18 protein-coding genes are annotated in these 20578 nt (G+C 70.6%); 10 read left to right on the forward strand and 8 right to left on the reverse strand.

The annotated features are described in order from the left end of the window. Positions 1-16 precede the first annotated feature (16 nt). The 10 genes from ACWED2_RS09930 to ACWED2_RS09975 all read left to right on the forward strand — a co-directional run bounded on the left by ACWED2_RS09930 (position 17) and on the right by ACWED2_RS09975 (position 9758). Positions 17-415, forward strand: coding sequence for a TadE/TadG family type IV pilus assembly protein (locus ACWED2_RS09930; protein ID WP_449690134.1), 399 nt, complete (start codon positions 17-19; stop codon positions 413-415). 16 nt (positions 416-431) lie between these two features. Beyond that, positions 432-1307: a hypothetical protein gene (locus ACWED2_RS09935; protein ID WP_449690070.1), complete on the forward strand. Its 876-nt coding sequence runs from the start codon at positions 432-434 to the stop codon at positions 1305-1307. Continuing rightward, positions 1304-1762, forward strand: a complete 459-nt coding sequence (locus ACWED2_RS09940) for a TadE/TadG family type IV pilus assembly protein (RefSeq protein WP_449690071.1) — start codon at positions 1304-1306, stop codon at positions 1760-1762. The genes ACWED2_RS09935 and ACWED2_RS09940 overlap by 4 nt, the downstream gene beginning before the upstream one ends. Next, a complete protein-coding gene (locus ACWED2_RS09945) occupies positions 1762-2199 on the forward strand; it encodes a pilus assembly protein TadG-related protein (RefSeq protein WP_449690072.1) in 438 nt (145 codons plus the stop codon). Before ACWED2_RS09940 ends, ACWED2_RS09945 begins: the two co-directional genes overlap by 1 nt. A 19-nt stretch (positions 2200-2218) precedes the next feature. After that, a complete protein-coding gene (locus ACWED2_RS09950) occupies positions 2219-2626 on the forward strand; it encodes a hypothetical protein (RefSeq protein ID WP_449690073.1) in 408 nt (135 codons plus the stop codon). 69 nt (positions 2627-2695) lie between these two features. After that, on the forward strand, positions 2696-5092 hold the full coding sequence (locus ACWED2_RS09955; protein WP_449690074.1) for a transcriptional regulator: 2397 nt from the start codon (positions 2696-2698) through the stop codon (positions 5090-5092). Positions 5093-5864: 772 nt separating this feature from the next. Further along, the gene (locus ACWED2_RS09960; RefSeq protein WP_449690075.1) at positions 5865-7094 is read left to right on the forward strand and encodes an AAA family ATPase; all 1230 of its coding nucleotides are present in this window, start codon (positions 5865-5867) and stop codon (positions 7092-7094) included. Between the two features lie 42 nt (positions 7095-7136). After that, a complete protein-coding gene (locus tag ACWED2_RS09965; RefSeq protein WP_449690076.1) occupies positions 7137-8912 on the forward strand; it encodes a vWA domain-containing protein in 1776 nt (591 codons plus the stop codon). 78 nt (positions 8913-8990) lie between these two features. Continuing rightward, positions 8991-9269 (forward strand): hypothetical protein, encoded by a 279-nt coding sequence (locus tag ACWED2_RS09970; RefSeq protein ID WP_449690077.1) that lies wholly within the window; start codon positions 8991-8993, stop codon positions 9267-9269. A 45-nt stretch (positions 9270-9314) separates the two neighbouring features. After that, entirely contained in the window at positions 9315-9758 is a 444-nt protein-coding gene (locus ACWED2_RS09975; RefSeq protein WP_449690078.1) for a hypothetical protein, read from the forward strand. Positions 9759-9831: 73 nt separating this feature from the next. Here ACWED2_RS09975 and ACWED2_RS09980 read toward each other — a convergent pair whose 3' ends face one another. The 8 genes from ACWED2_RS09980 to ACWED2_RS10015 all read right to left on the reverse strand — a co-directional run bounded on the left by ACWED2_RS09980 (position 9832) and on the right by ACWED2_RS10015 (position 20487). Beyond that, positions 9832-10374 (reverse strand): helix-turn-helix domain-containing protein, encoded by a 543-nt coding sequence (locus tag ACWED2_RS09980; protein WP_449690079.1) that lies wholly within the window; start codon positions 10372-10374, stop codon positions 9832-9834. A gap of 179 nt (positions 10375-10553) precedes the next feature. Beyond that, complete coding sequence (locus ACWED2_RS09985; protein WP_449690080.1) at positions 10554-11513, reverse strand: C40 family peptidase; 960 nt, start codon at positions 11511-11513, stop codon at positions 10554-10556. Positions 11514-11530: 17 nt separating this feature from the next. Beyond that, the gene (locus ACWED2_RS09990) at positions 11531-12586 is read right to left on the reverse strand and encodes a replication-relaxation family protein (protein WP_449690081.1); all 1056 of its coding nucleotides are present in this window, start codon (positions 12584-12586) and stop codon (positions 11531-11533) included. 18 nt (positions 12587-12604) lie between these two features. Then, complete coding sequence (locus ACWED2_RS09995; RefSeq protein WP_449690082.1) at positions 12605-15088, reverse strand: type IV secretory system conjugative DNA transfer family protein; 2484 nt, start codon at positions 15086-15088, stop codon at positions 12605-12607. Next, the gene (locus ACWED2_RS10000; RefSeq protein WP_449690083.1) at positions 15085-16899 is read right to left on the reverse strand and encodes a VirB4 family type IV secretion system protein; all 1815 of its coding nucleotides are present in this window, start codon (positions 16897-16899) and stop codon (positions 15085-15087) included. The genes ACWED2_RS09995 and ACWED2_RS10000 overlap by 4 nt, the downstream gene beginning before the upstream one ends. 6 nt (positions 16900-16905) lie before the next feature. After that, positions 16906-17949, reverse strand: coding sequence for a PrgI family protein (locus ACWED2_RS10005; RefSeq protein ID WP_449690084.1), 1044 nt, complete (start codon positions 17947-17949; stop codon positions 16906-16908). A 12-nt stretch (positions 17950-17961) separates the two neighbouring features. After that, a complete protein-coding gene (locus ACWED2_RS10010; RefSeq protein WP_449690085.1) occupies positions 17962-19710 on the reverse strand; it encodes a hypothetical protein in 1749 nt (582 codons plus the stop codon). Between the two features lie 450 nt (positions 19711-20160). Then, positions 20161-20487, reverse strand: a complete 327-nt coding sequence (locus ACWED2_RS10015; protein ID WP_449690086.1) for a pilin — start codon at positions 20485-20487, stop codon at positions 20161-20163. Positions 20488-20578: the final 91 nt, after the last annotated feature.

Raw genomic sequence — 20578 nt, forward strand, 5'->3', positions numbered from 1 at the left:
GAATCCGGTCAATCCGATGGCTTGGCGCGTTCGCCACGCTTCGCCGCGGGAGCGTGGTGCGGTCACCGCCGAGCTGGTGATCGCGACACCCCTGCTTCTGCTGGCCTTGCTGGCGATCATCCAATTTGCTCTGTGGTCGCACGCGACCCATGTCGCTCAAGCTGCGGCCGCCGAGGCGCTCGCCGCAGCCCGCGTCCAGAACGGAACTGTCGCGGTCGGCCGGGTCGCCGGCCAGCAGCTGGTCGACGACCTCGCGCAGGGACCGCTGCGGTCGTCGCAAATCGATGTCGTGCGGACCGCGACCTCGGTTTCGGCGAGCGTGCGGGGCGAGGTCGTCGCGGTGCTGCCCGGCATGCACCTGCACGTGCATGCGGAAGCCACGGGTGAGGTCGAAAGGTTCGTCCCGGCCGCCTGATCGAAGGAGAGAAACCATGTCACTGCCGAAGAAACCGGATGCGGTGACCGTCGGGGACTTCGCCGATGGCCCGGACATCATGCTGTGGAATCCCGCTCTCACCACCAAACGCTGGCGCTGGCTGGTCCTTCGCCGATCTCTCGAACGATTTGTATCCGCCCGCTGCGCGGCGGGGGTGCTCGCAGTCGTCCTGGTGCTGAGTATGAGCGCTACGAACACCCTCGTCGGTGCGCTGACGATCTGCGGTGCCATCGCGCTGCTGCTGAGCGGCCTCTGCGACGCGTTCGTCACCGCGGCCTGCCTGGCCACCGACCACCAGCATGGACGCCGCTGCTCGCTGGAGCGCTCTCCCGGCGAGTTCTTCTTCCGCAGTGACGACTTCGCCGACCTCGGGGCTATGGCGCACCCCACGGCCGGACGCCTGATCGACCTCGCCGGGGAACTCCACGCCACCACGGCACGCGAGTGGCTCGACCCCGATCTGCCCGACCTCGTCCACCACGCGGTCTGGGAGGCACTGACCCGCCTGGCCAGCACTGCGCCTACTCGCCGGCAGGCCGCGCGACTCGCCACAATGCCAGGCGCGGATGACCTCGCGGCCACGATCGCCATGGCCATCGCCGAGTTCGACGCATCGCTCGCTGAGCTGGTCTTCTACCTCCAGGGATGCGTCACGCTCACCCGGGAATGGGAGGCCAAGCTTCGGCACACCGAGCTCGTCGAGCACACCAGCGCCGTCCACGCCGAGCTGCATGCTGCGTCGATCCGGCCGGTGCTCGACGTCGCTGAGGAGCTGCCGGAGTCCGTCTTCGCGTACGTCACCGCCGCTCGAGACCTGACAGACGCCGGACGGTTCCCTTGGGAGCTGCCGTCCGCGGAGCCGGTTTCATGACCGGCGTGCAGCCCCACCGGCTGGTCGACGGGTGGCATGCCGAACGCGGGTCTGTGACCGTCGAGGCGGTCCTGATCGCGCCGGTCCTGGTCATGCTGCTGGTGCTCGTCGCTGTGGTGGTCCACCGCGGCGTCGACGCCCGGCTGCGACTCGATGACGCCGTACACCAGGCCGCGCGCGCCGCGAGTCTGCAGCGCACGTCGGCGGCCGCCGACGCGGCAGCACGAGCGACCGTTACCTCGGCGCTGGCGCACGCCGGGCTCGTCTGCCGCGACGCTGCGACAAGCACCACGACCTCGTCGAGGCCGGGCAGCACCGTCGTCGTCAGCGTCCGCTGCGTCGTCGGCTTCGGCCAGGCACTTGTCCTGGGTGTCCCCGGCAGCCGGACGCTCAGCGCCACGGCCAGCGAGGTCATCGACACCTATCGCTCGCAGCCGACAGCGGGAGGCGCGTGATGAACGCACGACGCCCCGCAGCGTGGTGGCGAGCCGACGAAGGGAGCGTCTCGGCCTTCGTCGTCGTGCTCGTGGCCGGCTTGCTGGCCTTGGCCGGCCTCGGGCTCGACGGTGGCCTCGCACTCGCCGCGAAAGTCCGGGCCACCGGCCAGGCCGAGTCCGCCGCGCGCGCCGGCGCGCAGGCGATCGACCTCGCGACGTATCGGGCGACCGGCGCGCTGCGGCTGGTGCCGGCGGAAGCGGACGGTCTGGCCCGCCGGTACCTCGCCGGGGTCGGCGCCACCGGCACGGTGACCGCCACCGCCGACACCGTGACCGTCACCGTCACGACCAGCCAGCGCACCCAGCTGCTGTCGCTCATCGGTATCCCTGCGATCACCGCCCACGGCAACGGCGCTGCCCATCCTCAGCGCGGCATCGCCGAGCTGGAGCCGTGAACACCCAAGGAGGAAAGACATGATCACGACCGACGAGATCGAGAGGCGCGTCGAGAAGGTCGACGCGGAAAAGAGCGCAAGGAGGACCGCCGCGGCACGCGAGGTCGGCGAACTCGCACGACGCCGCGCCACACTCGCCGAGCAGCTGGCAGACGCCGAACGCAAGCTCGGCGCCGTCATCGCCGCGGCGGCAGACGTCATCGGCATCGACGAGCTGGCCGAGTTCACCGACGTCCCCACCTCCGACCTCACGACGTGGCTTACCTCCGGCAAGCCCCGCGCCCGGCGCGGTCGGCCGCCCGGCAGCCGGCGACCGAAACAGGACGCCCGTCCCGGGACCTCGCCGGCACCCGCACCGCCGGAAACTCGCCCAGGACCTCCGGTGTCCGGCCCGCAGCCCGCGGTTGTTCAAAGCCAGCGAAGCTGAGCAAAAGCCGCTGCGGTGCCTGCTCCTCGTGCGGTCCTGCGCGGCGCCCGACGGCTACTGCAAGCCGGCGTGGCGCTCGCGCTGCTGTCCGGGTTGTGCGCCGGGTTGCCGTGGGCGCTGGTGCGGTTTGTCGGCTGGCCGCTCCCAGGGCACCTGCCCACAGCGGCTGAACTTGGCGAGGTGATGACGGCTCCGCTGTCGACGAGCCTGGTCCTCGACGTGCTCGCGTGCGGTGCGTGGCTGCTGTGGGGCGCGTTTCTCGTCGAGCTGGCCGGCTGCGCCCGTGAGCTCGTGCGCACAGCCGGCCAGCCGAACCTCCGCGGGCGGGGCGGCCCGCTTCGCAGAGCTGCCGCGGTCCTCATCACCGCCGTCGTCATGTCGTTCCTCAGCCGCAGCGCTCTCGCCGCGTCCGGCGGAGGCGGCGCGGTGCAGACCGAGCTGAGTTCCTCGTCGGCTGCCGTCCCGCCGGCTGAGGCCAGGGGAGCGGATGTCGAGGTGGTGCGTCCACTCCGCGGCGGCGTCCACGATTCGCTGTACCGGATCGCGCAACGCCGGCTCGGGGATGGCGGCCGATGGCCGGAGCTCTGGCGCCTGAACATGAACAGCGCCCAGCCCGGCGGCCGGAAGCTGACCTCGCCCAGCCTCGTCCACCCGGGCGACCGGATCCGGCTGCCATCGACCCCCGGTCCTGTTGCACCGAAGGTTCCCGCGGCTCCGCCACCACCTTCTCCGCCCCATCCCGCGCCCGTTGTCCCGCCAAGCCGGGCACCAGCCACGTCACCTGCTCCGCAGCCGGATGCGCTGGTGGGACCCGAGGTGTACGTCGGGCTCGGCCTGGCCGGCGCGATCAGCGCGGCGCTGCTGATCGCCCGGCGACGTCACCGCGCCCGCTACCGGCCCGGCAGCGGGCTACGCGACGACGACTTCCCGGCCGCTCCGGCGGTCTACGAGCTGCATATGGCATACCAGCACGCGCGGGCCGAACTCGAAGCTGCCGAGCCCGGCGCGACGCCCGCATCCGGCGAAGCGGCCGATCAAGCAGCTGCGGACCTGGCGCTGGACCTCGCGCAGACACATGGACTGGGCTTCGTCGGACCGGGCGGCCACGCCGCCGCCCGCGCGCTGTTGCTGACCGCGATGACCAAGACCAGCTCCGCGGACGTCGTGGTGCCGGTTCCGGAGCTGCGGGCCCTGCTCGGCATCCCGGATCCCGGCGCCGAACTGCCTGAATGCGTCCACCTCGTCGACGACCTCGCTGCGGCGCTGGCACACCTCGACCGCACGGACCTGCCGGAGGGTTCGCGGCGGATTCTCGTCGCGACCGCACCGACTGGCGACGACGAGCGCACCCGATTACAGTGCGTTCTCGAGAAAAGTAGCCGGATCATGTTACTGCTCGGCCAGTGGCAACCCGGCGTCACGGCCTACGTGAGCGCGACCGGAGCCATCACCGCGACCTCGCCCGGCCCGGGGGAGCCGCTGCGCGGCCGGCGCGCTTTCGCCCTTCCCGAGTCCGCGACCCGCGAGCTGTTCGCTCTGCTCCACGCCGCCCGCGACCCCCGCGACCCGCCCGATCAATCGGGCGAGCCGGTCGGCGGGCTGGAGGTTGCAGCCTGCCCGGATGCGGGCCGCGCGGAATCGAAAACCGAGCCGAGCATGGTGCCGCCTGCCTCAGCTCAGAGCACCGCTGTGAAGCCCTTGACGCTGTCGGTGTTCGGGCAGCCGACCCTGACCTGGCGCCCGGACCTCGCCCGCCCGGACCACACCGTCGAAATCACCGGCCGGCTATCACGCCGGCTGTGGGAGTTGCTGATCTACCTGGCCCTGCATCCTGACGGCGCGCCGCGGGCCGCGGCCATCGACAACCTCTGGGGCGGCCGCTCGACGCGAAATCCCGCTGCCGTCCTGCGCACGGTGCTGTCCCGGCTCCGCAGCACCATCGAAGCAGCGACCCGTGCCGGCCTCAGCGACGTCGTCGTCGCCGAGCACGGCCGCTATCGCCTCGAACCCGCACTCATCGCGGTCGACTACTGGGCGCTCGCACGACGCCGCACCACGACCGACGACGAGGAACGGGCCACGGCCGCCGCCGCGATCGTCGCGAGCTACGGCGGCGAACTCGCCGCCGGTTTCGACGCAGAGTGGCTCGCCGCGCTTCGGGAAGGTGTTCGCCGCGACGCTCTCGACGCCGTCGCCGCGCTTGCGCGCACACGGATCCAGACCGACCCCGAAGCCACGTTGCAGCTGCTGGAATCGGCACGAGACTTCGACCCGCACAACGAACTGCTCTACCGCGACATCATGCGGCTCGAACACCACCTCGGCCGGCCCGACGCCATCGCCAGGACCCTGCGACTCCTCGAAGCACGCCTCGCCGAGATCGACGAATCCCCGACCACCGCAACCATCGAGCTGGCTCACCGCCTCCGCCGACTCGACGCCGATATCATCGAGACGACGGTTTGACCGTTGTGAAGCCCGCTTCGAAATACCTCGACGCAGGAATAGCTGAGCAGCCACCGCGAATGTTAGTGTCGTTGAACTGCTGGTCGTCGCACAGAAAAGCCTCTTGGTGTTTGACTCCGTAATTCCCCTCGCTGATCGCGAGTCGTGGTCGGGACGTACAACGCACCGCGTGGGCCGCCACCACACCGTTTCGACTCGAATCGGCCTCTCTGTCAGGGCCGCTCGTCCTGGTGATGCACCCGTTGGTCGATGGGGGTGCCGACGCGGATACCGATCGCACCGGCGTTCCGTGGGCCAGCTAAAGTGGACCCTCGGCGTGCAAGCATACGCCCAGGTCATCCGGCGTGCGCGGGGATCCGCCGGTATCCCAGACTCGCTTGGTAGCAAGCAGGTAAGCACATCGGGCCCGCTTCGTCAGCCAGGCTGCCGGGATGGTTTTCCGGTGGTCCTGTTCGCGTGGACTTCTCCTCTTCTGTTGACTGGCCCGCTTTCTGCAATTTGGAGTTCAAGTCAGATTATGATTTGCCTGTTGCGTCGCCGGCGTCTCGGAATGTTGGCGATATGGCTGACCTGGCGAAATGTTCTTCCGAAACGGATGGGAATAATTTTCTCAGGTCGAATGTCTCACCTGAATGGGTGTCCGAAAACCGTTGCGCGCATGGGGTTGATCGAGTTACGTTTGTTGTGTCGCCGGGAATTCCCGGAAATTGCATCTAATCCCGCTTGGTGTCCGGCGCTGACCGGCACCGTCCAACAGGAAAGGACACCCACGATGACGACGCCCATCCCGCCCGCTACGGCACCCGCCGCCGGGCCGACCACCCCGGTGGGTGGGACGGCAACCCGGCTCCGCAACGGCGAACTTCGTGCGATGGTGGCCAAGTTCCTGTCCGACAACGCCGCAAGCACCCACACCCCGCGCAGCATCGCCCACGCCCTGAACCGCTCCTCCGGCGCCGTCGGCAACGCCTGCAAAACGTTGACCGACCGGGGCGAAGCCGAACTCGTTTCGGCCGCCCCGCTGACCTACCGGGCGACCGCGACCACGGCGTCCGCCGCCGCAACCACCGTCACGTCCGCCCCGCCGCGCGCAACCCGTCCGCCACGCCGGAAGGGTTCCGGAGCGGCACTCACCCCGACGGCCAAACCCACTGCAGCCGGGAAGGGCCGCGCCCCGCGCCGCTCGGGGCGCACGGTCACCGGCCCGGTGAAACGCCCCAACGGGATGGACTACCACCCCCGGCTGCTGTCCGGAATGCCCGACGTCACCGCGCTGCAGCGGCTGCGCGCCGCCGGGGTGGCCGCTCTGCTGTACGGCCCGCCCGGCACCGGGAAGACCTCAGTGGTGGAGGCGGCGTTCAACGACTGCCTCACCGTGCAAGGTGACGGCGACACCGTGGTCGCCGACCTCGTGGGCGACTACACCAAGACCCCCGACGGTGACTTCGTGTTCGTCCACGGTCCGCTGGTCCGCGCGATGCGCGGCGGGGTGCCGCTGTTCATCGACGACGCGACCCTGATCCCGCCGACCGTGCTCGCCGTGGTCTATCCCGCGATGGACGGACGCCGCGAGATCGTGATCAAGGCCAACGGCGGGGAAGTCGTCCACGCCGCGCCGGGGTTCTACGTCATCGCCGGACACAACCCCGGGGTACACGGGGCCATCCTCACCGACGCCCTGTCCTCCCGGTTCTCCGTGCACATCCAGGTCTCCAGCGACTACGCCCTCGCCGACGAGTTGGGCGTCGACACGAAAGCCGTGCGGGTGGCGCGCAACCTCGCGACCCGGCAAGAGAACGGCGAGATCGGATGGGCGCCGCAGCTGCGGGAACTGCTGGCCTTCAAGAAGCTCGCCGAGGCGTGGGACATCGACGCCGCCGCCGCGAACCTGGTCGGCGCCGCGCCGGAAGAGGACCGCGCCACCGTCGCCGCCGTGGTGCGCGACGTCTTCGGCCGCACCGTCACGCCGCTCGCCCTCGGCGGACGCATCAAGACCACCTGACCCGCCACCGAACCGACTGGAACTCGCGAAAGGACCTGCGCCATGAGCACCCACTTCACCGCCGACCCGTCTGCTGCCGGTGCCGCAGTGTTCCCGGCGGGTCCGGAATGGCTGACCCTGTCCGCCGCGTTTGCCGATGAGGTCCCAGTGATCGCCGACCGCGACGACCTCGTGGTCAGCGTCGCGCCCGGTGCCGGTGGCGGTGCTCCCGCCTGTTTCTACCCCCACCGCGCGTTGATCGAAGTCGACGGCGACCACCTCGGCGTGGACCCCGCGACCGTAGACCCCGCCAACATGTCCGACCGGACCCGCTACGCCCCGGCCTGGGGTGCCCTGACCCACGAGTGCGGGCACGCCAAACACACCGTGTGGAAACCACCCGACGACGCTCCGGCCGGTGTGGTCGCCGCCGCCATGCTGCTGGAGGAGCCGCGCATGGAAGCGGCGCAAGTCCGCCGCCGTCCGGACGACCGGCACTGGCTGCGCGCGTGCGTCAAGGGCATCGTCGCGGCCGACCTGCACCTGTTCGCCGACCCTGACACCGCCCCGACGATGACTCCCGCCGACGCCGCGCGCACCGCCGCCCTGCTGCTGGGACGGGCCGACGGGGGCGTGCTCTCCCACGCGGAGGTCTACCCCGTCGCCCGCGTCATCGAGGACGTGCTCGGCACCGAAACCCTCGGGAAGTTGAGGGAGGTGTGGCGAGCGGCGTTGCTGACCGCCGACGACGCCGGCGAGGTCATGCTCGACCTCGGGCGGCAATGGTGCGAAATCCTCGGCAGCGACCCGGACGCAGACCCCGGCTCGCCACCCGAGATGTCCGGCGCCTCGGTCCCATCCGCTGACTCGCCCGGGACCGGCACCCCGGCTAACCCGTCCCCGCTGGCCGACGCAATCGCCGCCGTGCTGGACGGAGTGGCGGCGAAGTCGGCGGCCGAAAAGGTACCTGAGGACCCCGCCGCCGTTGCCGCCGCCGCGAAGGCACGCGAGGACGCCGCCGCCGAGGAAGCGCTGAAGGCTGCACGGCGAGTCTTCACAGCTGGTCATTCGCGCACCGGTAGCACCAAAATCAGGGACACCCGCCCACCCACACCGGAGGAGCGCACCGCCGCCCGCGTGCTGGCACGGGCGCTGGACACCGCCGGGATCCGGGAACGGGTCGCCGTGCGCTCCACCTCAGAGGTCCCGCCGGGACGGCTGCGGATGCGCGGCCTGCGGGCCGCCGAAGCCCAGCGTGCCGCCGGAGCGATGGTGACCGCCGAACCGTTCACCCGCACCATCCGCACCCCGGTCACCGTCCCGCCGTTGCGCGTCGGGATCGCCTGCGACGTGTCCGGCTCGATGGGCTGGGCCAGTGCCCACGTGGCCTCGGCGGCGTGGATCCTGGCCAACGCCGCCCGCCACACCCGGGTGCCCGCCGAAACCGCCAGCGTGATCTTCGGGCACCACGTCCGCCCGCTGACCCACCCCGGCAAACCGCCCACCGAGGTCACCGATTTCGAATCGAACGACGACTGGGAGAACATCCCCGACGCCCTCGACGCCCTCGACGGCTCCCTCGGGCTGTCTCGCCCCGGCGCGGCACGGCTGATCGTCATCGTGTCCGACGGCGACTACTGCGAACAGCCCCGCAGCGACGGGCAGAAGAAGCTCGACCGGATGCGCGCGTCCGGATGTGCCGTGCTGTGGCTGATCACCAGGCGCAGCGACACGCCGCTCGCCGGGGCGACCGTGCACAAGCTGACCGATCCCGCCGCCACGGCCCGAGCGATCGGGCACGCAGCCACCGCCGCACTCCGTGCGGTTGCTCGGCGCTAGGCGACCGAATTCCGTCGTGGGGTGAGGCCCGCTTCGCCTACGCCGACCCCTGCACCTACACCACACGAGGAGAGCATGATGACCGGAACACCGGCAATCGGAACGACTACCACGCCGACAATCACCGTAGCCGCTCAGCGGATCGCCGTACGCGTGGGCGACCTCACGCTGGACCAGTTGAGGGCTGCAGTCCAGGCTGCCGTTGCGAAGCTGGACGACGAAGCGGCCGAAGAGGTCGGCTCTGGCGGCTACTTCCACGGCCCCGCCTTGTCCGGCCTGAACGCAATGGCCGAAGCCATCGGACTTCCGCCCGTCAGCCCAGACGATTTCGCCGACGAGGAGGACTTCTTCGTCTGACGCCGCCTGCTCGCCAATCCGAACTCTGACTTTCAGGAGAAGACAATGCTCATCGAAGAAGGCTGGAAGCCCGGCGTCTGGGTCGACGGCGTCGAGTCCCGCGACATCAACGATTGCGACGCATTCGGCTCGTTCGCCCACCACGTTCACGAAGACCTGCTCGCCGCGCGCGCAGCCGGACGCATTCCAAAGCACGTCAAGACGACAATCAGCGCGTCCACCATCCGGCCCCTGTGGGGCGACGAGCCCCCGGTGTGGTTGCTGCACATCCGATTCACCGGTTTTGCCGACGTGCAGAGTGCAGCCCTCCGAAACGAGGTGGCCGCCGAAGCTCTCGCCAGCCTGGAACGGCATAGCCGTGAGCACTTGCCGTCCGACGGGTTCGAACGGTACGCCGGTACCCTATTCTTCGTTGACGACCACGGCCAGTTGCGACACAGCTGGACCCACGATCTTCGCCCACGTTCGGATGGTGCGGCGGTAACTTGATCCAAGGAACAGCAAGGGACGCGGTCCGGTTACCGAGATGGTAACCGGACCGCGCCCCTTTGTGTGCTTGCCGTCAGCAGGCTGCGAAGCGCTTCGGCGCCTCGCAGGTTTTCGTTGCCAAGCCGTCGGTGACCATCTTCTCCAGCGCGTTGTTCACGGCGCCACTCGACCGGCCCAGCTCGGTACCGATCTTCGCGGGGCCGAACTCCTCGCCAGGATGCTCGTACAGGTAGGTCTTCACCAGGTCGTAAAGCCCGCCCTTCGGGAGCCGGTCCTTCGTTGGTGCGTCCGGCGTCGGCGACGGACTGGATGCGGACTCGGTGTCGTCTTCACCGGCAACGCCCGCGTCATCACCGGTCTTCGGAGTGTCTTCGGCCTGACCGTCGCGCATCGTCCACGTGACGGGAACTGACTGGTCCTTGCCGTCGGTCCTGGTGACCAGGCCTTCGGCGGCCCAGCGGGACAGGATCTTGGTGGCGGTCGAGCGTCCCACTCCGGCCATGCTGGCCAGGTTCGCGGCTGTCGTGCCCGGGTAGGCTTCCAGCGCGCGGCGGACTTTCGATTCCGCGGTTTCGGGCTTGATCTGGTTCGGCTGGTCGTTCTTGTTCTGGGACATGACGAACTCCGTCTCGGGTGAAGCGGTGGATGGTCATGCCCCGGCCGGGGCAGCGCCCGCCGGTGCGCATCCGGTGGTTCGGGCTATGCATCCATGGACGCTCCGTCAACCCCTCCGTGTCAAGCGACTGTCCAAACAAGACACCTGTATCGCCCGGACGGGTCTTGTCGTAGGACGTATCACCGTGGAGCGGATGGTCTCGTGGCGCCGATGTAGTCGTCGCCGAAGTATCGGTAGGGCTCCACCTGTACCGGTTTCCCGAAGTCGGGCGCGTCGATCATGTTGCCGCCGCCGATGTACAGGCCGACGTGGTGCACACCGTCGGCCGCGGCGTAGAAGACGAGATCGCCCGGTAGCAGCGGATCGCCGGCGGGCACACGTGGCCCCGCGGTGTACTGCTCACGCGACGTGCGCGGCAGGGTGATGCCTGCCGCTTTGTAGGCGGCGCGGGTCAGCCCGCTGCAATCGAACCCGGCGTCACCGGCGACCGGGCCGTTGCCGCCCCACACGTACGGGAGCCCGCGCTGGCCGCAGGCGTAGTTGATCGCAGTCAGCGCGGCGGGAGTCGGGGCGGTGATGTCCGTGCACCCGCCGCCGGTGTTCTCGCAAGACATCCCGCCCACTGCGGCCACGATGGCCGTGGCGTCCTTCTCGTGGCGGCCGTAGGCGTCGGGGGTTCCGGACCGCTGGACGGCTTGTGCGGCGGCGTTGAGCGTCATCTGCTGCCAGCCGGGCACAGCCTGCAGGTGCCGGTAGAACTGCGTGGCTGTGTAGGTCGGATCCATGATCTGCTCGGGTGTGCCCCAGCCCTGAGAGGGGCGCTGTTGGAACAGGCCGAGGCTGTCGCGGTCGCCGTGGTCGAGGTTGCGCAGGCCGGACTCCTGGATGGCGACCGCGATCGCGGTGACCCAGCCGGCCGCGGGAACCTGCAGCTGCTTGCCGACCGAGGTGATGATCGTGGCATTGGCGAGTTGATCCGGCTGGTAACCCGGCACCGAGCTGCTGGGCTGGGTACTCGGGGCACAGCTCAACCCGGAACCGGCGTTGAGGGAGGTGACGACTGCTTGCGGCACCGCGCCGAACAAGAGCGGGACCGTCGCAAGGATGACGGCGACCCCGATGGCGATCTTGGATCCCATGCAGCACTTCCTCGCGATCAGGAGCAGGGACGCCGGGCCCGAGCAGGGCTGGCCATCGGTGGCTGAGGTTGGGGCGCCGGCAGGCGGTAGGCCGTCGCTTCCCTCCCGACGAGGTCGGCGGCCTCGGTGGCAGCCGGCGCGGGGAGGTGTGGCCATACCTCCGCAAGTTCGCCGAGTTCGCGGCGTGGTGACGTCCGGATGGCCGACCTCGTCACCAGCGGCAGCCAGACAGCGTGCGCAGGGCACGGGCACGTGGCCTGCTGGTCGAGCAGGTCGGCTGACGCGGTCGCGACCGGCACGTCGGCCGGTCGCTCGAGGTCGGCATGGATGCGGGCCAGCGCCGCCCGGGCGTTGGCCTCGCGTCGGTTCGTCGGGAACCACAGCAGCACGGGTGTGGCGATGCCGGTGGAGTCAGAGAGCCTCGCGTAGGCGAGCAGCTTCCGGGCGACCTTCGTCAACGACTCGCTGCCGGTGTCGTATTCGAGGAAGAACTCGAGTTCGCCGGCGCGGCTGCGCCACCGGCCGTAGGCGTCGGGGATGACGAGGTCGCCGAAGTGACGGGCGCAGCGGGACTCCGCCCACCAGGCGGTCAAGCCGTCACCGGCGAGGCGTCGGCTGTGGGCGATCAGGGAGGTGAAGAAGTCGCCGACGCCGACGGTGTGGGCGAGGCGCTGGTTGTGGGCGATAGCCATGGCGCGGTCGTGCCGGTAGCCGAGGTCCTTGACGTCGAGGCCGTGTTCGGCGGCCAGCACGGCGGCGCCGGCGGGACCGAGGACGTAGTGCATCGGTGCCGAGCCGTGCTGGCGGAACGGCTGGAACCGGCTGACCGCGCGCCAGAGGTAGAGCTCGCGCAGACGCTGGCGGGCGGAGCGGCCGGAGGGGAACGCCGCAGCCTGCACCTGGGTGGAGGTGAGGACGCGGTGTTCGTGCAGCAGGGCCAGGAGCCACTTGTCCCGCGGCGTGAGGCGCGTTGCGAGTGCGGCCTGGTGTTCGATCGAGTTCGCAGCGCGGGCGGCGATTGCGCCGGGAAGATGCTGACGCAGCTGATGCTGCCGGGTCGTGGTGGTGATCAACGGAAACCTCCGCGGGTCTCAGAGCCGCGCGCGGCGGGGATCGGTCTTGCGGCCGTGGACGGCCGGCTTCGAGCTGTCAGTGGTTGTCCGGTTCGCGGGCTCGGACTGGCGACGGCGGATAGCTGCGCGGATCTCCTTGGCTCGCCCGGGAACGGCGGGGCGCAGGGGAGTTGTCGTCATCGTGAACGGCTCGGTTTCGGCACCGTTGACGACGAGCCGGGCGGCGACGTGGTAGACGCCGAGGTGGGCGAGGTCGTGTTCGGACAGCCGCGGCGCGGTGTGTCGAGCGAGTTCGCGGGCGTCTTCGGGGGAGGCGTTGAAGAAGATCTTCGACCGGGCGTTGGTCGAGATGCCTTCCTTGAGTTCGCGGGGGAGCTGGCCGAGGTGCTGGTGGGCGAGGGTCATGGCGACGCGGAAGCCGCGGGCTTCGGCGAGCATGTCCTCGAGCGGGTAGGGCAGGTTGAGGAAGTTGTGGCACTCGTCGATGACCAGGGACGCGTCCGGCCGTTCGCGCTGCGGAACCCGGGCGCGGCCGGTGGTGGCCTGCCACGTGCGGGCGACGACCAGCGAGCCGACGAGCCGGGTCGTCTCGTCGCCGAGCGAACCCTTGGGGATCCGGACGAGGCAGATCCCGCCCTGGTCGAGGACCTGGGTCATGTCGACGGTGGACCGACCGCCGGCGATCGCGTCCCGGACGAAGGGCCGCAGCAGGAACGCGCGGAGCTTGTTCATCAGCGGCGAGATGACTTGGCTGCGGCTGGAGTCGGTGAGCTCGTCGTACCACTCCCAGAACCCGGTGAGGACCGGGTCGGTCAGGCCGGAGGTGATGCGGGCCCGGAAGGCCTCGCTGCCGAGCAGCTTGGGCAGGTCGGCGAGGGTCGGGACATACTCCTGGGCGCGGAGGGTGAGGCAGGCGGCGCGCATGAGGTCGTCGGTGCGGGGACCCCAGAACGCGGAGTAGACGCGGCGGAACACCGAGACGAGGTTGTCGACCTCGCGATCGGTCTCGCCACCTTCGAGGGGGTTGAGGCAGGGCGGGCGTTGCCGGGAGTCGGCGTCGAAGAGCACGACGCGGTCGGCGGCCTCGCGGGGGAGCCGGGAGAGGACGTCGGTGACGAGGTCGCCCTTGGGGTCGATGAGCACGACGCCGCGGCCGGCGTCCGCGTCGTCGAGGATCATGTTCGCCAGCAGCGTCGACTTCCCCGACCCAGTGGCGCCGAGCACGTGCAGGTGGTGGTGGGCGTCCGGCACGCGTAGCCCGACGCCGCGGGCGTGGCCGCTGTCGGCCACCCCGAGCGGCTTGACCTCGGGCCCCGGCACGGCGACGCCCGGTGGCGGCGCGACGGCTTTCGCGCCGGCACGCTCGATGCCGGGGATCTCCGCGTCGACCGGCAAGTGCGCGATGGCCGCCAGCTCGGGCACGGCCATCAGGTCGCCGCGGCCGAGACGACGCTCGGCGAGCGCGCGCTGCGGGTGACGGAGGCGGGTACGGGTGAAGTAGTTGTGCTCGGTGTAGGCGGCGAAGCTTGCGGCGAGGGCGTGTGCGCGGCCGCGGGCGGTGTCACGGGCTTCCCGGTCGTCGGCGTCGGCCGCCAGGTGGGTGGTGACGGCGTAGCGGACGACGACCTCGTATTGGGAGCCGCGCTGCTTGCCCACGATCGCCCGGTTCTGCGCGGAGTACTCCAGCGACAGCTGCGGGTCCTGGCTGATCCGGCGGGTATCACGGGTACGCCCGGGCCGTGTCGCCGCCGCGCCTGGTGTGAGCAGGTCGAGGACGCGGCCACCGAGTCGGCCGGACGCGCCGGTGTGCATACGTCGGGCCGCGCGACGAGCTCGGCTGACCCGTCGGCCGGTGACCGGCCGGGCGAGGACCTGGACGCTGGCGTACTCGTCGCGGCCGAGCCCGACCGGCGCGCCGAGCAGCCCGCGGATCGGGTCGGCGTCGAACCCGGTCCGGATCGGCAGCGCTTCGGGCCGGGCGAGCCGCAGCTGGCCGCCGACCGTGACCACCCGCCGGTCGTCGCCCGGTTCGGGCAGCGGTGGATCGGCGGGGACCGCGCGGGTGTGCGCGCCGGGCCAGGCGGCTTCGATGGCCCGCTCGACGAGACCCGGCGGGATCACGCCCGGGACCCACAGCCGCAGGGCGACGCCGTGCTCGGAGAAGCGGTACTCCCATGTCAGGTGCGGTTGGCCGGTGAACCAGCGTCGCCAGCTCGGTCGCAGCAACCCGACGAGGTTGGCCCACAGCAGAGCGCCGCCGGCGCAATCGACGGTCGGCGGGGCGAGCACGCTGACGCACCGCGCGTCGACGAGCAGCGCGGCGTGGCAGCGGCGTCGCCACCAGCTCCGGCCGGCTGCTTGACCCAAGATCATCGTGACCAGCGCGGGGAGAGCGATCGGCCCCCAGCTCAACGCCACGTCGAGGACGTCCTTGAGCAGCTGGTGCACCGCGGTCCACGGATCAGTCAGGTAGTCGCTGATCCACCCGGCGTGCCAGATCATGAGCCAGTCACCGGACCGAGGTCGACGACGTCGTCCACGGAGGGATCGCCGAAGTCCTGTGCGATCTCGGCCAGCTCGGCGGGATCAGTCGTGACCAGGACGTTCTCTGCCGGCGACGCGAGCGCTTGAAAGGCGACCCATTCGGTGCCAGAGCCGAGCAGGCCTTGTCCGCGGTCGGCCGTCAGCAGGAACTGGCGCTGGCCTTCGGAGAGGTTGAAGGTCGCCGCGATCTGGTCGATCGCCTGCGGTGACTGTCGCAGCAGCACGCTGGTGGCCGCGTTGGCCACGATGGCTCGGCCGAGGTCGCTGCCGAGGACGTCTTCGATGTCCTGGGTCGCGACCGTGAGCCCGGCCCAGTGCTTGCGGAAGGTCTTCGCCATCCGGAACAGGTACTTCGCGCCTTCCGGTGACTGCATGAGCAGCCAGGCCTCGTCGACGACGACCAGCCGACGGCGTCGGTCGGCCGGGTTGGAGACGCGTCGCCAGACTGCGTCGAGGGTCAGCAGGGTCCCGATCGCCTTCAGCTCGTCAGGCAGGTCGCGCAAGGAGAACACGACGAGGTGCCCGTCGGGGGTGGTGGTCGTGGGTCCGGCGAAGAGGTCGGCGAACGCGCCGTCGACGAACGGGTGCAGCCGGGCAGCGAGGTCCGCGCCGTCTCGAGCAGTCGCGAGGGTGTCACGGAGGTCGCGCATCAGCGGCGCCGGGCGGGTCCAGGTGCGCGGGTCGGTGGTGATCCCGGCGTTCGCGTAGGTCGTGGTGAGCGCGGTGTCCACGACGGCGCGTTCGCCCGCGCTCAACTCAGTGCCGAGGCACACGGCGAGCACGGTCTGCAGGAACAGGGCTCGTCGGTTGAGGGCGTCGTGCGGAGCGGTCCTCCGGCCGGCCGCGGTGGTGTGGATGGGCAGGTCGAAGGGGTTGAGCCGGACGCCGCCGGCGCCGAGGTGGACGTAGGCACCGCCGACCTGCGCGGCGAGGCGGGCGTATTCGGCTTCGGGGTCGATGACGAAAGCCTGGATGTCGCGGTAGAGGCTGCGCAGGGTTTCGAGCTTGACCAGGTACGACTTGCCGGAGCCGGAGCGGCCGAGCACGACGGCGTTGTGGTTGTCGCAGGCGAACCGGTCCCAGTGCACCAGTCCTTGGGAGCCGACGTTGTAGCCGTAAAGCACCCCGTTCGGAACGGAGGAGGTCGGGTCCGTAACTGGGAGGTCGGGTGATGTGAAGGGAAATGCGGCGGACGCGGCGGCAGTGTCGAACGTCCTCTTCAGACCGAGCGAGTCCAGCCCGAGTGGCAACGTGGTCACCCAGCCCTGCAGCGAGCGGTACGTGGCCGGCTTGGCGTCCAGCAGCAACGATGCACACAGCGACCGCAGCGCCGACACCTCCTCGGCGAGCGTCTCCTCGTCGGGTGCGTGGATGGTCAGGTAGAGGCCGAACTTGAACAGCCGGCCTTCGCCGCGGGCGACCCGGCGGGAGAGGTCGGCCGCGTCTTCGGCGGCGGCGTCGAGGTCCGGGTCGTCGAGCTGGTCGTGCCGGGCGTGATGTCGGCGGGACGATTCGAGGCGGGCGCGTTGCTTCTTCAGCCCGCTGGCCGCGGTCATCGGATCGACGGGCTGGACGTGGACGGACACGTCGAGCCGGGCGGGGTAGGTCAGCAGCGGGGCGAGCCAGCCGGGGTAGACCTCCTGCGGGTAGCCGGTGACGCCGAACGAGGCGACCCACTCGTTGCCGACCTCGAGGTGACGAGCTCCGACCGACAGTGCGTCCGGGGTGAATGCCTCTGCTTTCGTGCCGAGGTCATGGGTGCGGGACATCGCGGTTCACCTGCCTTCGAAGTCGTCGTCGTAGAGGTCGGTGATCGCCGCAGCGGTGACGATGTCGCCGGCGAGCGTGGCCGAGGGCGGCAGAAAGGTGTCGGGGTTGCAGGCGGCGGCCAGGACGCCGGTCGCGGTGTTGGCGTCCAGGGCGGTGACGACGATGCCGGCCGGCGCGAGCAGCTCGGTGGCCTCGTTCAGGCGCCGCGCGAGCCGCTGCTCAGCTGCCTGGCGTGCCGCCGGATCGATCGGCGTCGCCGCCGCTTTCCGGCGGAGGTGGCCTAGCGCGGAGCTGACGGCGACGGCAGGCCGCGCGGGTTCGCGCAGGACCAAGAGGACCTGGCGGCGCAGCAGGTCGGCGTGCCGGCTGAGATGGGTGAGGTAATCGGCGTGGTCGAGCGCGGTGGCTTCCAGCGCCGGGTGGGGGAGTCCGCCGGCTCGGGCGCGGAGCTCGTCGATCTGCGGGACGAGGTCGAGGCGCTCGGCGCGGACGAGGAACTGCACCGGCGCGGTGAGCGAGTGCAGGTAACGCGCGAAGGAGGCAACGAGGGCCTCTTGCTCGGCGGGTGTGCGCAGGGAGAAGTTCACCGTCGAGCAGGCTGCGATCACCGCGAGCCCGTCCGGTCCGAGGTCCACGACTCCGGCGGTGGCGCCGCTGGTGACGCTGCGCGCGGGCAGTTCGAGAGGCGTCGGTGCCACGTCCTCGCGGGCGGAGTCGCGTCCGGCGGTCAGCCACGCCGGCGCCGGCTGCACACCTTCCGGTGCGGAGACCTGGTGGCGTGGGGTGAGGCGTTGCCGGATCGCGGCCAGCAGGAGGTGGTCGAGGGCGACGCCGTCGCGGCGGCCGAGCGCCAGCACCGTGACCGCCAAGGCGACCGGCGCCGCGATGAGCAGGAACAGCGGGAGCGGTAGGAAGGCGTGGGTGGCGTTGTAGAGGGCGTAGAGCAGCAGGCCGGTGACGCCGAGGATGGCCAGTTGCCGTGCGGTGAGCGGGCCGAGTACGCGGTCGGGGCGGTCGACGTCGGCGGGAATGCGCACAGGGTGGGACATGACGTCGTTACCTCACTTCGACTTCGGGCGCCGTCGCCGAGACGGCAGATTCAGTGGCAACGGCAGCTGCGTGTCGGCCGGTTTTGGCGGCGGCGCAGGGTCGGCGGGCGGTGTCGGTTTCGGCTGGCGCTGCACGCCGAGGGGGAGTGGGTACTGCCCGGAGGAGAGGGGCCGGTTGCCGCTGTAGGCATCGGGAGGCGGTCGGCGGCGAGCCCGGGCGGCGCGGTTGATCTGTCCGGAGGAGGTGAGCAGTCCCGGGCCGGTTTGCGGCGCGCGGTTGGTGCGGGCCGGGTCGGCGAGCTCGTCGGTGAGGCTGCGGCGCGCGGGCCGTGGTGTCTGGGTTGGCAGGTGGATCGGCAGCATGCCTGCGCCTGGCGCGAGTAGGGCGTTCGGCAGCCTTGCGGGTGGGCGGGCGTTGCGGTTGATCCGCCCGTCCGGCATCAGCAACCCGGTCTGGCGTGGAGGGTGCGGTGTGGTCGCCGGGGTGGCGAGGTCGTCGGCGAGGGTGCGCCGTGGCGTGCGGTCAGGGTCTCGGCGCACGGCCATCGGCAGCCCGAGCTGGTCGGCCGGCAACGCGTTCGGCGGCTCTGTCGGCAGAACCCGGGGATTCGGACGGATCGTCGTGTCCCCGTCGCGCACGGTGGAGCTGAACATCGACAGCTGACCGGGGCCTGGACCCCGCTCGTCGAGCGCACGCGGTGCATCCCATCCGCGACGCGTGCTCCGGGACGGGGGAGGAGTTCGGCGCACCCGCATCGGGAGCATGAACTGTCCCGACCGTGTCGCCGGCGGATCAGCCGGTGCGCTCGGCCCGTGCGCACGAGGTCGTCCGCCGGCCCGGCCGGCCGCGGCGCCGGCGAGGAGCCCCATCGTCTTGTAGGCGATGACGCCGCGCGCGATCCGTCCGAGCAGGCTGGGCCGGCCGGAGCGCAGCGGCGCGAGGAACCAGAACGGGATTTTGATCAGCACGTAGAACAGTGCGATGCACAAGAGCAGGTTCATCAGCGCCGACAGCGACGGCCCGAAGATGGTGAAGCCGCCGGGCGCGAAGAAGATCCTCACCGTGACGACGAGGGTCAGGGACTGGCCGACCTGGATGGCCAGGACGCCGCCGGTGGCTTTCCACCACAGGTAGGCGACGCCTTCGGTGTGCGGGAGCGCGTGCAGCATGAGCGCGATCGGTGCGGCGGCGATCAGCAGGACGGTGGCGATCACCCGGACGATGAAGACGACGAGCAGGACCAGCAGCATCGCGACCAGGCCGAGCCCGAGGATGCCGAGGAACAGGCCGCCGCCGTGCAGGGAGTTCTGCACCATGGTGATCAGGCTGCGGGTCATCTCGGCCGGGTCGGCGCCGATGCCGAGGATGGCGGTGGAGACCGCGTTGGCGATCTGGATGCCCTTGGTCGCGAGAAACAGCGACAGCGTGCCGGCGAGGAACCCGACCACGAGCCGGGGCGCGATTTCCTTGACGGTGTAGCGGGCCTGCAGCGTCTGGTAGCCCATGATGATCAGCCCGGCCAGCAGCACGAGCACGACGTAGGCGGCGAGCAGGACGTGCCACGACCCGACCCAGATCGCGCCCAAGCCTGGTAGCTGATCCGGCTCGGGGGTCGTCAGTAGCGTCTTGCCGAGCAGATCCAGCAGCGGGTTCAGCCCGGCGGCGACGACCGCGGCGAACAACGTGCTCGCGGCGACGACCATGCAACCCGCGAGGTCGGTCAGACCGCACTCGGCTGCATCGCCGGTGCCGTTGGGCACCGGTGCCGGCGGTGGCGTGCTCGGGACCAGCGTGGAGGGCTGCGGGATGCAGTTCGGTCCCTGGCACGTGGCCGGGCTGCTCGGTGGCGCGCAGCCCGGCACCGGCGAACCCGGGAAACATGACGGTGGCGCGGGCAGCGTAGTGATCGGCGGCAGGGGAGAGGCTGGGATCGGCGGGCGCGATGACGCGCTCGGAAGGTGGCAGGCCGGTTCGGTCGAGCCGGGCGCGCAGGTGGGATTGGGCGGCAACGGCAGCGGAGGTTGGGCGGGGGCGAGCTGGCCCACGGCTTCCGCTGGGCGAGGGTTCGAGGCCGACGTGATCAGGCCGAGCGCGACAACGAGGGACGCGGCCACCATGCCGGCTCGGCGGGCGTGCCGGCGCCACCTCGGTCGTCTGTCGACGGCGGAAGGTTCTGGAGGCGCGAGCATCCGGCGCGGGATGGACATCGGTCACACCCCGCCGACGATCGTCTTGAGGATTTCGACGACGATCGGCGCGAGCGCCGCCAGGCCGAACCCGATGCCGGCGGCCTTGAACGCGCCTTTCGCCTTCTCGATCTCGCCGGGGTCGCCGGACGCCATCAGGTAGCGCAGCCCGCCGATGGTGAGGAACACGAGCGCGACGCCGGCGAGGATGCCCATGATCCATGAGCGGATATTCGACAGAACTTGGTCGACCGTCTGCGCGAGCGCGACGTAGTGCACGGTCTCGGCGCGTGCCGCGGACCCGCTGAGCAATAGCGCCGCGACGGCCAACGTGCAGCCGAGCAGAACCATAAACCGACGTCGCGGTCGCAGCGGAGAGGTCGGAGCTTTCGGGGCTGGGCAGGTAGGTGAGCTGGTTCGGTTTTCGGGCCGCTTCGACGGC

This window comes from Amycolatopsis sp. NPDC005003 (genome assembly GCF_053600695.1).

Coding starts and splice junctions, on each gene's coding strand:
- ACWED2_RS09930 (WP_449690134.1), top strand. CDS start 17: ATGGCTTGGCGCGTTCGCCACGCTTCGCCGCGGGAGCGTGGTGCGGTC.
- ACWED2_RS09935 (WP_449690070.1), top strand. CDS start 432: ATGTCACTGCCGAAGAAACCGGATGCGGTGACCGTCGGGGACTTCGCC.
- ACWED2_RS09940 (WP_449690071.1), top strand. CDS start 1,304: ATGACCGGCGTGCAGCCCCACCGGCTGGTCGACGGGTGGCATGCCGAA.
- ACWED2_RS09945 (WP_449690072.1), top strand. CDS start 1,762: ATGAACGCACGACGCCCCGCAGCGTGGTGGCGAGCCGACGAAGGGAGC.
- ACWED2_RS09950 (WP_449690073.1), top strand. CDS start 2,219: ATGATCACGACCGACGAGATCGAGAGGCGCGTCGAGAAGGTCGACGCG.
- ACWED2_RS09960 (WP_449690075.1), top strand. CDS start 5,865: ATGACGACGCCCATCCCGCCCGCTACGGCACCCGCCGCCGGGCCGACC.
- ACWED2_RS09965 (WP_449690076.1), top strand. CDS start 7,137: ATGAGCACCCACTTCACCGCCGACCCGTCTGCTGCCGGTGCCGCAGTG.
- ACWED2_RS09970 (WP_449690077.1), top strand. CDS start 8,991: ATGACCGGAACACCGGCAATCGGAACGACTACCACGCCGACAATCACC.
- ACWED2_RS09975 (WP_449690078.1), top strand. CDS start 9,315: ATGCTCATCGAAGAAGGCTGGAAGCCCGGCGTCTGGGTCGACGGCGTC.
- ACWED2_RS09980 (WP_449690079.1), bottom strand. CDS start 10,374: ATGTCCCAGAACAAGAACGACCAGCCGAACCAGATCAAGCCCGAAACC.
- ACWED2_RS09985 (WP_449690080.1), bottom strand. CDS start 11,513: ATGGGATCCAAGATCGCCATCGGGGTCGCCGTCATCCTTGCGACGGTC.
- ACWED2_RS09995 (WP_449690082.1), bottom strand. CDS start 15,088: ATGATCTGGCACGCCGGGTGGATCAGCGACTACCTGACTGATCCGTGG.
- ACWED2_RS10000 (WP_449690083.1), bottom strand. CDS start 16,899: ATGTCCCGCACCCATGACCTCGGCACGAAAGCAGAGGCATTCACCCCG.
- ACWED2_RS10005 (WP_449690084.1), bottom strand. CDS start 17,949: ATGTCCCACCCTGTGCGCATTCCCGCCGACGTCGACCGCCCCGACCGC.
- ACWED2_RS10015 (WP_449690086.1), bottom strand. CDS start 20,487: ATGGTTCTGCTCGGCTGCACGTTGGCCGTCGCGGCGCTATTGCTCAGC.